General features: G+C 64.1%; 13 protein-coding genes and 1 tRNA gene. 5 read left to right on the forward strand and 9 right to left on the reverse strand.

Features of this window, described 5'->3' with window-relative positions; translation table 11 throughout:
• The 5 genes from htpG to KBY85_RS14210 all read right to left on the reverse strand — a co-directional run.
• The coding region (htpG, locus tag KBY85_RS14190) for a molecular chaperone HtpG (RefSeq protein WP_254962112.1) at positions 1 to 884 on the reverse strand (884 nt) is incomplete at its 3' end.
• Positions 885 to 1,124: 240 nt separating this feature from the next.
• Positions 1,125 to 1,349, reverse strand: a complete 225-nt coding sequence (locus tag KBY85_RS14195; protein WP_106501642.1) for a ferredoxin family protein — start codon at positions 1,347 to 1,349, stop codon at positions 1,125 to 1,127.
• A 9-nt stretch (positions 1,350 to 1,358) separates the two neighbouring features.
• A complete protein-coding gene (locus tag KBY85_RS14200; RefSeq protein ID WP_254962113.1) occupies positions 1,359 to 2,528 on the reverse strand; it encodes an ATP phosphoribosyltransferase regulatory subunit in 1,170 nt (389 codons plus the stop codon).
• Positions 2,529 to 2,574: 46 nt separating this feature from the next.
• Entirely contained in the window at positions 2,575 to 3,453 is an 879-nt protein-coding gene (locus KBY85_RS14205; protein ID WP_254962115.1) for an inositol monophosphatase family protein, read from the reverse strand.
• The gene (locus KBY85_RS14210; RefSeq protein ID WP_254941498.1) at positions 3,450 to 3,818 is read right to left on the reverse strand and encodes a 2Fe-2S iron-sulfur cluster-binding protein; all 369 of its coding nucleotides are present in this window, start codon (positions 3,816 to 3,818) and stop codon (positions 3,450 to 3,452) included. The genes KBY85_RS14205 and KBY85_RS14210 overlap by 4 nt, the downstream gene beginning before the upstream one ends.
• 38 nt (positions 3,819 to 3,856) lie before the next feature.
• Here KBY85_RS14210 and KBY85_RS14215 point away from each other — a divergent pair.
• Positions 3,857 to 3,943: transfer RNA gene (locus KBY85_RS14215), tRNA-Ser, on the forward strand.
• Between the two features lie 138 nt (positions 3,944 to 4,081).
• On the opposite strand, the gene pstB is transcribed toward KBY85_RS14215, so the two are convergent.
• The 3 genes from pstB to pstC are packed head-to-tail and all read right to left on the reverse strand — an operon-like array spanning position 4,082 to position 6,871.
• A complete protein-coding gene (gene pstB / locus KBY85_RS14220; RefSeq protein WP_254962118.1) occupies positions 4,082 to 4,906 on the reverse strand; it encodes a phosphate ABC transporter ATP-binding protein PstB in 825 nt (274 codons plus the stop codon).
• Between the two features lie 46 nt (positions 4,907 to 4,952).
• On the reverse strand, positions 4,953 to 5,867 hold the full coding sequence (pstA, locus tag KBY85_RS14225; RefSeq protein WP_254962119.1) for a phosphate ABC transporter permease PstA: 915 nt from the start codon (positions 5,865 to 5,867) through the stop codon (positions 4,953 to 4,955).
• A gap of 8 nt (positions 5,868 to 5,875) precedes the next feature.
• Positions 5,876 to 6,871 (reverse strand): phosphate ABC transporter permease subunit PstC, encoded by a 996-nt coding sequence (gene pstC / locus KBY85_RS14230; protein WP_254962120.1) that lies wholly within the window; start codon positions 6,869 to 6,871, stop codon positions 5,876 to 5,878.
• Between the two features lie 197 nt (positions 6,872 to 7,068).
• Between pstC and dnaK the strand changes: the two genes are divergently transcribed.
• Genes dnaK through murQ form a run of 4 tightly spaced genes read left to right on the forward strand, consistent with a single transcriptional unit; the run spans position 7,069 to position 11,474 of the window.
• Positions 7,069 to 9,135 (forward strand): molecular chaperone DnaK, encoded by a 2,067-nt coding sequence (gene dnaK / locus KBY85_RS14235; RefSeq protein WP_254962121.1) that lies wholly within the window; start codon positions 7,069 to 7,071, stop codon positions 9,133 to 9,135.
• Positions 9,132 to 10,085 (forward strand): DnaJ domain-containing protein, encoded by a 954-nt coding sequence (locus KBY85_RS14240; protein ID WP_254962122.1) that lies wholly within the window; start codon positions 9,132 to 9,134, stop codon positions 10,083 to 10,085. The genes dnaK and KBY85_RS14240 overlap by 4 nt, the downstream gene beginning before the upstream one ends.
• Positions 10,086 to 10,119: 34 nt before the next feature.
• Entirely contained in the window at positions 10,120 to 10,533 is a 414-nt protein-coding gene (locus tag KBY85_RS14245) for a DUF3110 domain-containing protein (RefSeq protein ID WP_254962124.1), read from the forward strand.
• The gene (murQ, locus tag KBY85_RS14250) at positions 10,530 to 11,474 is read left to right on the forward strand and encodes an N-acetylmuramic acid 6-phosphate etherase (protein WP_254962123.1); all 945 of its coding nucleotides are present in this window, start codon (positions 10,530 to 10,532) and stop codon (positions 11,472 to 11,474) included. Before KBY85_RS14245 ends, murQ begins: the two co-directional genes overlap by 4 nt.
• On the opposite strand, the gene mtnP is transcribed toward murQ, so the two are convergent.
• Complete coding sequence (gene mtnP, locus KBY85_RS14255; protein ID WP_254962125.1) at positions 11,453 to 12,376, reverse strand: S-methyl-5'-thioadenosine phosphorylase; 924 nt, start codon at positions 12,374 to 12,376, stop codon at positions 11,453 to 11,455. The two genes, murQ and mtnP, sit on opposite strands and share 22 nt — an antisense overlap.
• Positions 12,377 to 12,411 lie beyond the last annotated feature (35 nt).

A 12,411-nucleotide genomic window follows, 5' to 3' on the forward strand; every position in this document is an offset into this window, starting at 1 on the left:
CGGGGCACCACCTCCTTGATCGAGTCGCTCACAAACACGTTGTTGCAGTAGAGCTTGATCTCGCCCTTCTCCCAATCGGCCCGGCCAGTGGATTTGGGGAAAAACAGGATGCCCTGCAGGTTGTAGGGATAGTCGGTGTTGAGGTGCACCCACAGCAGGGGATCGCCCTGGAAGGGATAGAGGTAGCGGTAGAGCTCGATGTAGTCGTTGTCGGTAAGGTCCCTGGGGCTCTTGCGCCAAGGGGCCTCGCGCTTATTGACGGTTTCGCCTTCCAGCTGCACTTCCACCGGCAGGAAGTCGCAGTAGGTGGTTATTAAGGTGCGGATACGGGCCGGCTCGATGTATTCGAGCTCCTCCTCCATCAGGTGCAGGATCACGTCGGTGCCGGGCTCGCTGCGCTCGGCCACCTCCAGGCTGAAGTTGGGGGAGCCATCACAGCTCCAGCGCACCGCCTCCGCGCCAGCACTGGCCGAGAGGGTCACCAGCTCCACCTGCTTAGCCACCATGAAGCTGGAATAGAAGCCCAGGCCGAAGTGGCCGATGATCGCGTCGTTTTCTTGCTTGTATTTCTCGAGGAAGTCTTCGGCGCTGGAAAAGGCAACCTGGTTGATGTAGCGCTTCACCTCATCGACATTCATGCCGATGCCGTTGTCGGAGATGGTGAGGGTGTTGGCCTCGCGGTCGATGCGGATCGAAATCTTGGCTTCAGGCCCTTCGCTGCAGTCGCCAGCCATCGCCGCCATGCGCCGCTTGCTGATGGCATCCACGCCATTGCTCACCAGCTCCCGCAGAAACACCTCATGGCCGCTGTAGACGGCCTTTTTGATGATCGGAAAGATGTTTTCGGTGTGGATCTGAATCTGGCCCTGTTCCAGCACCGTCATGGCAAGCGTTAGGTCGTTGGGCCAAACCTTACGGAGCTTGGGCCTTCCGGCTCAATGGCTCTGAGGGAGGGGTCTCCGAACTTTGACTTGGCTAAGTCTTGGTTTGGTTAAGTGGTGGTTTGCTTAAGTGGTTGCTTGGCTAAGTGGTTGCTTGGCTAGGCGGTGGTTTGCCTAAGCGGTGTCTTGGCTAAGTCTTGGCTAAGCTAAGTAGCGCCGCTCACAACCTGCCTGCTACGCCGCTCAGCCTGCCTGCTGCAGCTCGGGCTTTTCTTCGGGAAGGATGGCCCCCTGCACGGGACACACCTGCAGGCAGATGCCGCAATCGATGCAGGTGTCGAAGTCGATCCAATAAAAGTTTGTGCCCTTGCTGTTGGCACCTTGGCCGGGGTTGATGCAAGCCACGGGGCAGGCATCAACGCAATCGGCTACGCCCTCGCAGACGTTGGTGACGATCGTGTGAGCCATCTCAGAATTTTAAGGAGCGATCCAGAGGGTACGGCCGCAGCCGCGGTCCTGGCCGAGGGCTTCCGCTTCCGCCTGGTTGGCGCAGGCCCCGCTGAGCAGTTCAGCGCAGGTGCCCATCTGGTGCAGGGCCTCCAGCTGATCGAGGGCTGCGGCCAGGTGTTGGGGGTTGCCATAGGCCACCAGCACCGGCGAAGGGCTCCCTATGGCAGGTGCCACCAGCTCCCGCACCGCTCCCACATCGAAGCCAAAGCCCACTCCCGCAGCTTCGCTTGGCTCTGGGCAAAAGCGACCCACCAGGGCGTCGTAACGACCGCCGCTGGCAATCTCCACCGGCACCTCCTGGCCCTGGCAGACCAGCTTCAGCACCAGGCCGTCGTAGAGGGCGAAGTGGGGCTGGAAGCTGGGGTCGAGTTGCAATTGCACCCCCAGGCGCTCTGCGGCCGGGGCCACCGCAGCCAGGGTCTCGCCCATCTCCTTTAGCAGGGGGATGGGGCCCAGCCATTGCTCCAGTTGATAAAGCACCTTGGCTGGCTCGCCGCGCAGCCGCATCAGGTTGCCCAGGCGCTGCCGATCAGAATCCGGCAAGGCCAGTTGGGCCAGAGCCAGCGGGTCGAAGTTGGTTAGGGCGGCGCGGGCAGCGCCCTGCTGCTGCTCGGGTAGCTGGCGCAGCAGGGCGCTGAGCACCCCGTGGTGCCCCACCAGCAGCCGGGGTTGGTGATGGGCCTGCAGTCCAAGGGCTCCGGCGGCGGCAAGCAGCAGCCGCATCAGCTCCACATCGGCGGCGGCGGTTTGGGCCCCGAGCAGCTCCACGCCGCTCTGCAACTGTTCATGCAGCCGCTGGGAGCCGCCTTCAGCCGTGGAGCTGCGGAAGGTGCTGCCCATGGCCCAGAGCCGCAGGGGGCGGGGCCGCTCGGCCAGGCGGGTGCTGGCGGCGCGGGCGATCGAGGCGGTCAGTTCCGGACGCAGCCCCAGGGGCTCATCACTTGCCAGCCGCACCAGCTCGCGGCCGTCGATGCCACCGCCGGCTTCCAGGGTGTCGAGCCGCTCAAAGCTGGGCGGCGCCACCTCCTGGTAGCCCCAGAGCCGATACACAGCTGCGAGCTGATCGGCGATGCGCCGGTTGCCCTCAACTTCACGGGGGTTGAGATCCCGAACGCCAGCGGCAGGTTGCAGGGCCATTGCGGCGTTGAAGGTGGGATGGGGTGGGCTGATCCTATGGATCGAATCAGGGGGAGTCGAGTTCGGGGGCGCCATAGCTGGCGCCGGCCAGGGGGCGGCAGGAAGCCAGGCCCTCGATCAGGGCTGGTTGCAGGTTCGCTCCACAGGCCAGGATCCGCCCCGAGTCGATCGCAAATGCCGAGCCGTCGTAGGCGCTCACCACGCCGCCGGCTTGCTCCACAAGCACCGCTCCGGCGGCCAGATCCCAGGGCGATAGGCCCCGCTCCCAAATGCCATCGAGCTTGCCGGCGGCCACGAAGGCCAGGTCCAGGGCCACTGAGCCGCCGCGGCGCACGCCCTGGCTGCGGTGGGTAAACCAGGCAAATTCGGCGTAGTTGTTGTCGAGTCGGCTGCGGCGGTCGTAGGCAAAGCCGGTCACCAGCAGGGCCTGCTCAAGGCTGGGGCAGGCGCTAACGGCCAACCTGCTGCCATTGCACCAGGAGCCCAGGCCAGGTGCGGCCCAGTAGAGCTGCTCCAGGCCTGGTGCGGCTAGGGCGCCGAGCATGGGCTGGCCGCGCCAGCACAGGCCCACCGAGGTGCCAAACAGCGGGTAGCTGTGGGCGTAGTTGGTGGTGCCATCTAGGGGATCGACGCACCACTCCAGCTCGCCGGGCCTGGGGCGGCGTCCGCTCTCTTCGGCCAGAACGCCAATCTGCGGTGTTTCGGCCTCGAGCAGCGCCAGCACCGCTGCTTCAGCGGCATGGTCTGCCTCGGTGACCAGATCGCCGGAGCGCCCCTTCTCACGCACCTGCTGCAGGCGGCCAAAGTGCTGGCGCAGTTGCTCGCCACCGACCTCCGCCGCTCGGCGCGCCACCGCCGATAGGTGTTCGAGCTCGCCGCTGCTCAGGCCCGATTGCTCGTAGGCCGCGGTGCTGGCTGCTTTCATTCCTCCTCCAGGGGTAGGGCGCTGCGCACCTTCCCGCGGCCAAAGTGCCGCCCAAACTGCAGTTCGTAGACCTCGTCCTCCTCCTGGGTCACCACCTCCAAGGGGCCGGTGGCCCGGGCCACGCAGAGAAGTCCGTAGCCACGCCCGCGCAGCTCCCGCGACAGCCCCAGGGCCTCGCGCTGATCGATTTCGCCGCTGATCACGCGCACGGCGCAGGCGGTGCAGCAGCCGTTGCGGCAACTAAAAGGCAGTGGATCACCCTGCTGCTCAAAGCTGCGCAGGATGTATTCCCCTTCGGGAACCTCATGGCGAATCACCTGGCCGGTTTGGAGCCAGTGAACCGTGATCGGATGGGTGCGAGTCATGCTGCTACATTGCCATCTGGTTGCCCCATTTTGCCCCTGGAGAGGTGGCCGAGTGGTCGAAGGCGCAGCACTGGAAATGCTGTATAGGGGCAACTCTATCGAGGGTTCGAATCCCTCCCTCTCCGTTATAAAGCCGGCCTTGCGGCCGGCTTTTTCATGGCCTTCAGGGATTGAATGAATCAATCCATACTTAGCCAAGTTGCTGAGTTAGCAAGTTGCTGATTTTGATATAAAATTTTAATTTAAATCCTTATCGTTGTATATCAGCCGAATCGGCCGCTCACGTAGTCCTGAGTGGCCTGCTGGCCGGGGGCATTGAAGATCCGCTCGGTGTCGTTGAACTCCACCAAATAGCCCACCTTGCCAGTGCCACCTTCCACTGCTTCGGCATTGAAGAAGGCCGTTTGATCAGCCACACGCACGGCTTGCTGCATGTTGTGGGTCACGATGATGATCGTGTAGCTGCGCTTCAGCTCATGCATTGTTTCTTCGATCTTCAACGTGGAGATCGGGTCAAGCGCTGAGCAAGGCTCGTCCATCAAGATCACCTCGGGTTCGGTGGCGATGGCTCGGGCGATGCAGAGGCGCTGCTGCTGGCCGCCCGAGAGGGCAAATCCGCTCTCCTTAAGCTTGTCCTTGCATTCGTCCCAGACTGCAGCCTTGCGCAGGGAGCGCTCCACCAGCTCATCCATATCACCCTTGAAGCCGTTGATCCGGGCGCCGAAGGCGATGTTCTCGTAGATCGATTTTGGGAAGGGATTGGGCTTCTGGAACACCATGCCAATGCGCCTGCGCACCTCCACTGGATCCACCTTGGGGTCGTAGAGATCGTGGCCGTCAAAAACAACCCTGCCCTTGAGCTTGCAGCCTGGAATCAGATCGTTCATCCGATTGAGGCCGCGCAATACGGTCGACTTACCGCAGCCTGAAGGTCCGATAAAGGCGGTCACCCGGCCGCGGGGAATATCCATGAACACATTTTTCACCGCCTCAAACTTGCCGTAGGAGATGGTGACGTTCTGCAGGGACATGCAGGCATCCCCCGTGGAGGAATCGGTGGACTGGCTGGAGTTGGAGCTGCTGGTCATTGATCTGGAGGGAATGGGGGAAACGGAGTGGCTGGAGGTTCGGTCTTCAGACTTTGGTCATCCGGGCTATCCAGCGCGCCAGCAGGTTGGCGGCCAGGATCATCATCACCAGCACAAAGGAGGCAGCCCAGGCGAGTTCGTTTTGGGCTTCATAGGGCATGATCGCGAAATTGAAGATCAACACCGACATGGTGGCGATCGGATCAAACACCCCATCAGGCCAGAATGAGGAGAAGAGAGCCGTGAAGATCAACGGAGCCGTTTCACCGGCGGCTCGGGCGATTGCCAGCACCACACCAGTGGCGATCGGAGTGAAGGCCGATGGCAGGGTGATCCGCATCACGGTTACAAATTTGGATGCGCCTACGCCGTAGGCACCCCAGCGCAGCTCCTGGGGCACCAGTTTGAGCCCCTCATAGGTGGTTTTAATCACAGTCGGCAGCATCAACACGGCCAGGGCGATACCGCCAGCCATGGCGCTGTAACTCTGACCGAAAAATACACGGGTGGTTACAACAATGCCGTAGACGAATACACCGGCGATGATTGAAGGCACACCAGCCAAAACGTCATTGCCGAAAGCAACGAAATTGGCAAACCAGCCGCCGGTGGAGTATTCGCTGAGGAAAATGCCGCCCCCCACTCCCACGGGGATGGCAATCAGTGACGCGATCAGGGTTACAAGTAAGGTGCCGATGATGGCGTTACCAATACCTCCACCCTCCATTCCGATGTCGGGTGGCAGTTGGGTGAACAAGCCCACGCTGATCAGGCGGCCGCCTTGCATCAAAACGTAGAACAAAACTAAAATTAGCGGTAAAACCGCAATAGCAGCAAATATCGAGGCAATGCCGGTGAACAGCAGATTGCGTAAGTTGCGCGTCAGCCAGGGGTCGTAGCGCAATGGCCGCCGGTCAAAAAGGGCGGTGTTGTCGTAAGTGATCGGAGAAGGATTGGCCATGGTGGTGATCAGTAACGCAGGCTGAGGCGACGGACGATCCACTGGGCCGCCACATTCACCGCGAATGTGAGCACCATCAGGATGAGGGCGGCATACATAAGGGCCGACACCTGGATGCCATCGGCTTCTCCGAACTGATTGGCGAGCATCGAGGCGATCGTGTTACCAGGCGCCAGCAGTGAAAAGCTGAAGTTGAAGGAGTTGCCAATAATCATCGTGACCGCCATGGTTTCCCCCATGGCCCTGCCTAGGGCAAGCATCACGCCGCCAGTTATGGAAGAAATAGCTGCCGGCAATATCACGCTGAATATGGCTCCCCAGCGGGTAGTTCCTACCCCGTAGGCTCCCTGCCGCAGTTCAATAGGCACTTGATTCAGGGCATCTCGTGAGATGGCTGTGATGATTGGTAGCACCATCACCACCAGGATCAGGATGGCCGGGGCCATGCCAGGGCCCTGGGGAGCGGTGTCAAACAGAGGGCTCCAGCCAAACAGTTCGTGCAGCCAATTGAGGACAGGACGGATGGCCGGCCCCATCACAAAGATTGCCCAAAGTCCGAGCACCACCGATGGAATGGCGGCAAGCAGTTCCACCATCAGGCCAATCCCCTCCCGCACGGAGCTGGGGATCAGGTCTTCGGTGATGAAGATCGCCGTGCCCACACCCAGAGGGATTGCGATGGCCAGAGACAGGATCGAGGTCACCATTGTGCCGTAGATGGCGGTGAATGCCCCGTATTGCTCGTTGACGGGATCCCAGCTGGAGATGGTTAGGAAGCTGAGGCCAAAACTGGCCATCGCCTCCCGCGCACCCTGAAACACCGTGATGAAAATGCCAAGCAGAACGATCGCGACAACTGAGGCGAGCGCCAGGGTTAGCTGGCGAAAGCCCAGGTCGAGCAACTTTTCTGAGGGTGGGCGGCGACGCAGGGTGAAGGCGTCAGCATCTAGATTGCGATTTGGATTCGTTGGGCCTGAGCCCGCTTGGCTGGAGTCCGTCAGCATGGGTAGGGATGGTTTTGCATCGGTCAGCGCTAAGCGGCCGATCCAAACGAAATCTACGAAGGGCTCCCCTCACCCCCGTTTAAGCAGTGATTAACGTCTGGGAGACCGTTAGTTTGGGGACCAACAGCGCGGGGCTGAGCCGCCGTTTTCATGGGTCGACGGGGTTCTAGGCGCATGCATCTAAGTAAAGGGGTGCCATGTCCCGGATAGTTGGCATCGACCTTGGCACCACAAACTCAGTGGTGGCGGTACTGGAGGGCGGCCGTCCCCAGGTGATCGCCAGCGCTGAAGGCGGCCGCACCACCCCCTCGGTGGTGGGCTTCAGCCGCGACCAGGAGTTGCTCGTCGGCCAGCTGGCCCGGCGTCAGCTTGTGCTCAACCCCCGCAATACTTTCGCCAACCTCAAGCGTTTCGTTGGCCGTCAGTGGGACGAGCTTGAGGAAGACAGCCTGTCGGTGCCCTACAGCGTGCGGGCCAACGACCAGGGCAACGTGCGGGTGGTGTGCCCAGCCACTGAACGGGAATACGCCCCTGAAGAGCTGGTTGCCAGCGTGCTGCGCAAGCTCTGTGATGACGCCGCCACCTACCTCGGCGAGCCCGTGGAAGCGGCGGTGATCACCGTGCCGGCCTACTTCAACGACGCCCAGCGCCAGGCCACCCGCGATGCCGGCCGCCTGGCTGGGATCAGCGTTGAGCGGATCCTCAATGAGCCCACCTCGGCAGCCCTCGCCTACGGCTTTGATCGCAGCACCGTCAAGCGGGTGCTGGTGTTTGACCTGGGCGGTGGCACCTTTGATGTCTCGGTGCTGCGCATCGCCCAAGGGGTGTTCGATGTGAAGGCCACCAGCGGCGACACCCAGCTGGGCGGCAACGACTGGGACCGGCGCATCGTCGATTGGCTGGCCGATGCCTTCCTGGCGGAGCACAGCATTGATCTACGCCGCGACCGCCAGGCCCTGCAGCGGCTCACCGAAGCAGCGGAGAAAGCCAAGATCGAGCTAAGTGGCGTTCAGAGCACGCCGATTTCCTTGCCTTTTATTGCCACCGGCCCCGACGGGCCGCTGCATATCGAAACCACCCTGGAGCGGCGGGTGTTTGAGGGCCTCTGCCCCGATCTGCTGGATCGCTTGCTGCGGCCGGTGCAACGCGCCCTGCGGGATTCGGCCTTCGCGGCCGAAGACATCGACGACGTCGTGCTGGTGGGTGGCTGCACCCGCATGCCGATGGTGCAGCAAATGGTGCGCACCCTCATCCCGCTGGAGCCTTGCCAGTCGGTGAACCCCGATGAGGTGGTGGCGATCGGTGCTGCGGTGCAGGCGGGGATCCTCACCGGTGAGCTGCGCGATCTGATGCTCAACGACGTCACGCCCCTTTCGCTTGGCCTGGAAACCATTGGCGGCGTGATGAAGGTGCTGATTCCTCGCAACACCTCGATCCCTGTGCGCAAAAGCGACCTGTTCAGCACTTCCGAGGCCAATCAAAGCTCGGTGGAGATCCACGTGCTGCAGGGGGAGCGGCAGATGGCTGTTGATAACAAGAGCCTGGGGCGTTTCCGTCTCTCTGGCATTCCGCCGGCGCCTCGGGGTGTGCCCCAGGTGCAGGTGTCCTTCGACATCGATGCCAACGGCCTGCTGCAGGTGTCGGCTACTGACCGCACCACCGGGCGCCAGCAGAGCGTCAGCATCCAGGGGGGCTCCAACCTCAGCGAGGAGGAGATCACCAAGTTGATTGAGGAGGCCGATCTCAAGGCCAGCGAGGATCGGCGCAAGCGAGCCGAGATTGATCGCCGCAACCGGGCCCAAACCCTGGTGGCCCAGGCGGAGCGCCGCTTGCGCGACGCATCCCTTGAACTGGGCCCCTACGGCGCCGAGCGCCAGCAGCGCTCCGTGGAGATGGCCCTGCGCGATGTGCAGGATCTGCTGGCTGCCGACGACCTGGTGGAGCTGGAGCTGGCCGTGAGCCAGCTGCAGGAAGCTCTGTTTGGCCTCAACCGTCGCTTGCAGAGTGAACGCAAGGCAGAGCAGGGGCCGCTGCAGGGGCTCAAGAACACCCTGGGCTCGCTCAAAGATGAGTTGTTTGCCGATGACGATTGGGATGACTGGAACCGCCCTGGCAGCGATCCCTGGGCTGCTCCCCCCAGTCGCTACGACCGGGATCCCTATAGAGAGCCCTACAGGGAGCCCTATCGCGAACCTGAACCGGCAGCCCGCGAGCGCCGGCCCCGCAGCGATTCAGATCCCTGGGGGGATAGTTCCTACCGGTGACCTCTAGCCCCGCCGCCCCTGCCGACTACTGGTCGGTGCTGGGCCTAGAGCCTGGCGCCGATGCCAGCAACCTCAAGCGGGCTTTCCGGGCCCAGGCCCGCCGCTGGCACCCCGATCTCAACGGCAACGACCCGCTGGCGGAGGAGCGCTTCAAGCTGGTCAACGAGGCCTATGCGGTGCTCTCAGATCCGCGCCGCCGCCAGGCCTGGGAGGCCGGTATGCCCGCTGACGGCCCGGGCCGGGAGTCCCAGGATCCCTTTGCTTCCGGTTTCCCCGACTTTGAGGCATATCTCGAGGTGCTTTTCGGTGAGCGCCGCCGTCCCCGCCGGGCCGCCGAACCCGAGTGGCAGGAACCCGAGCCTGAGCCCGAGCCTCCTGCGGAAAATCGCCGTCAGGCCTCTGGATCGGTAACCGCCGCCCCGCCGCCACCACCACCGGTGCGGGCTTCCAGCGACCAGGAGAGCCTGGTGGAGCTCACGCCGGAGCAGGCGTTGCAGGGGGAGCGGCTGGAGCTGGAGCTTGCTGATGGCACGGCGGTGGAGGTGTGGACCCCTCCTTTTGCCGGCGATGGCTGGCGACTGCGGCTGGCGGGGGTGACCCCCGGCGGCGGTGATCACTTTTTGCAGTTGCGGGTGCGCACCGAGGAAGGCCTGCGCATCGACGGCCTGCGGGTGCTCTACCCCCTCGAGCTGACCCCAGCGGAGGCGGCCCTGGGCTGCCATGTGGTGGTGCCCACCCTGCGCGGTCCGGTGAAGCTGCGTGTGCCGGCCGGCTCCTCCAGCGGCCGCCTGCTGCGCCTGCGGGGGCGGGGCCAGGAGTGGGCTGAGCAGCGCGGCGACCAGCTGGTGGAGGTGCGCATCCTGGTTCCGGAGCAGCTGGGTGAGGCGGAGGCAGCCCTCTACAAGCGGCTGCAGGAGCTCGCCGACGATCCCGACGAGCAGCACCGGTGACACACTGGAGGTCCATTGCCCCATGCCGCGATCCATGCCGGTGCATGTGCTGCTGTTTGATGCTGGAACCGATCAGGAAGGCATCCATTCGTTGGAGCTAAATGGCCGCACGGTGGTGCTGCTGTTTGAAGACAGCGACGATGCGGAGCGCTACGCCGGCCTGCTCGAAGCCCAGGACTTCCCCGTGCCCACCGTGGAGCCGCTCGACCGCGAGGAGATGGAGCTTTTCTGCGGCGAGGCGGGCTATGAGGCTCGCTTTGTGCCGGCGGGCTTCCTGCCCCAGAGCGCTGAAGACCGGCTGCTGATTGCGCCGCCTGAGCGCAACATGGATGTAACCAACTGGCAGGAGCAACGGGAGCAGCAGGAGCAGCAGCAGGACCAGGCGGGCGAGAGCGCCCCTGACCCCAGCCTCGAAGCCTTCCGCCGTCAACTGGAGGGCCTTCTGTGAGCATCCCTCCTGTGAGCGGCACTGATCGCGGCCACCTGCTCACCGAGCAGGCCAATCCCCTCAGCGAGCGGCTCGACCAGCTGCCCACCGACGAGCTGGTGGGCCTTTTTTGTGCCAACGAACGGGAGCCCCAGCGGGCCCTGGAAGCGGCGGCCCCGGCCCTGGCTGCCGCCGTTGATGCCATCGCTGCCCGTTTGCAGGCCGGCGGGCGACTTTTTTACCTAGGTGCTGGCACCTCCGGCCGGCTTGGTGTGCTCGATGCCGCTGAGTGTCCGCCCACTTTCTGCACGGCGCCCGAGCTGGTGCAGGGGGTGCTCGCTGGCGGCGCCCCAGCCCTGCTGCGCAGCTCCGAAGGCCTGGAGGATCTGGCAGCTGCTGGCCGCAGCGACCTGGAGGAGCGCGGCTTTGGCCCGGCCGATTGCTTGGTGGGTATCGCTGCTGGCGGCACCACTCCCTACGTGCTCGGGGCCCTGGAGCACGCCCAGGCGATCGGAGCCCTGGCAATCGCCATGGCCTGCGTGCCAGCCGAGCAGGTGCCGATGCCCTGCTCCATCGACATTCGCTTGCTGACGGGCCCTGAACTGCTGGCGGGCTCCACCCGGCTCAAGGCCGGCACCGCCACCAAGATGGCCCTTAATTTGCTCTCCACCGGCGTGATGGTGCGCCTGGGCAAGGTGCACGGCAACCGCATGGTGGATGTGGCCGTCACCAACAGCAAGCTGGAGGATCGGGCCCTGCGCATCCTGCGCGATCTGGCTGGGCTGGAGCGGCAGCGCGGCCGGGAACTGCTGCAGCAGAGCGGCGGCTCCGTGAAGCTGGCCTTGTTGATCGCGGCCACTGGCCTGGACGCGGCCTCAGCCTCAGCCCACCTGGCCAGCCATGGCCCCAGCCTGCGCCAGGCCCTGGCGGCCTGCGGCGCTCAGCTGAATGGCCCCCAGTAGGGAGCCGTAAATAGGTCGAGCTTGCGGCGTGTGGCGGCAGGCACGTGCTCCTTGGGCGTCATCAGGGCATGGCGCAGGGCCTGGTGGGCGCTGCTGCTGGGTCGCTGGGCCTCCACCCGCTGGGCAGCTAGCCGCACGATCTGCTGGGCCAGGCTGGCGTTGGCCTGCAGGTTGGCTATCACCATTTCAACCGTCACCGAGGCGTGTTCCTGGTGCCAGCAGTCGTAGTCGGTCACCATCGCCAGGGTGGCGTAGGCGATCTCGGCTTCCCGGGCCAGGCGCGCTTCGGTGTGATTGGTCATGCCGATCACTTCGCAGTCCCAGGAGCGGTAGAGCTCCGATTCGGCCCGGGTGGAGAAGGCCGGCCCCTCCATGCAGAGGTAGGTGCCGCCGCGGTGCAGCTTGCGGCCCTCGGGCATCAGGCTTTCGGCCACATCGGCCAGCAGGCGGCTGAGCGCCGGGCAGAAGGGCTCGGCAAACGCCACATGGGCCACCAGCCCCTCGCCAAACAGCGTCAGCGGCCGCTGCTGGGTGCGATCGATGAATTGATCCGGCACCAGCATGTCGAGGGGCCGAACCTGCTCCTGCAGGGAGCCCACCGCCGAGAGGGACAGGATCCAGCGCACGCCGAGGGAGCGCAGGGCCCAGAGGTTGGCCTGGTAGGGCACCTCGGTGGGGGTGTGGCTGTGGTGGCGGCCGTGACGGGCCAGGAACACCACCTCCAGATCGCCGATACGGCCGAGCCGCAGGGCATCGGAGGGGGCTCCGTAGGGCGTTTCAATCGTGAGCTCTTGAATGTCTTCGAGGCCCTCCATGGCGTAGAGACCGCTGCCCCCCAGGATCCCCAGGCGGGCGCGGCTGAGATCGATGCCGTTAGGGGAGTTGGGGGTGGGGCTGCTCATCGGCGGCGGGGTCTGGCGACGGGGCGTTGAAAAGG

This window comes from Cyanobium sp. BA5m-10 (assembly GCF_024346255.1).
In the GTDB taxonomy this organism is placed as follows: domain Bacteria; phylum Cyanobacteriota; class Cyanobacteriia; order PCC-6307; family Cyanobiaceae; genus Cyanobium_A; species Cyanobium_A usitatum.

Coding starts and splice junctions, on each gene's coding strand:
- KBY85_RS14195 (WP_106501642.1), bottom strand. CDS start 1,349: ATGGCTCACACGATCGTCACCAACGTCTGCGAGGGCGTAGCCGATTGC.
- KBY85_RS14200 (WP_254962113.1), bottom strand. CDS start 2,528: ATGGCCCTGCAACCTGCCGCTGGCGTTCGGGATCTCAACCCCCGTGAA.
- KBY85_RS14205 (WP_254962115.1), bottom strand. CDS start 3,453: ATGAAAGCAGCCAGCACCGCGGCCTACGAGCAATCGGGCCTGAGCAGC.
- KBY85_RS14210 (WP_254941498.1), bottom strand. CDS start 3,818: ATGACTCGCACCCATCCGATCACGGTTCACTGGCTCCAAACCGGCCAG.
- pstB (WP_254962118.1), bottom strand. CDS start 4,906: ATGACCAGCAGCTCCAACTCCAGCCAGTCCACCGATTCCTCCACGGGG.
- pstA (WP_254962119.1), bottom strand. CDS start 5,867: ATGGCCAATCCTTCTCCGATCACTTACGACAACACCGCCCTTTTTGAC.
- pstC (WP_254962120.1), bottom strand. CDS start 6,871: ATGCTGACGGACTCCAGCCAAGCGGGCTCAGGCCCAACGAATCCAAAT.
- dnaK (WP_254962121.1), top strand. CDS start 7,069: ATGTCCCGGATAGTTGGCATCGACCTTGGCACCACAAACTCAGTGGTG.
- KBY85_RS14245 (WP_254962124.1), top strand. CDS start 10,120: ATGCCGGTGCATGTGCTGCTGTTTGATGCTGGAACCGATCAGGAAGGC.
- mtnP (WP_254962125.1), bottom strand. CDS start 12,376: ATGAGCAGCCCCACCCCCAACTCCCCTAACGGCATCGATCTCAGCCGC.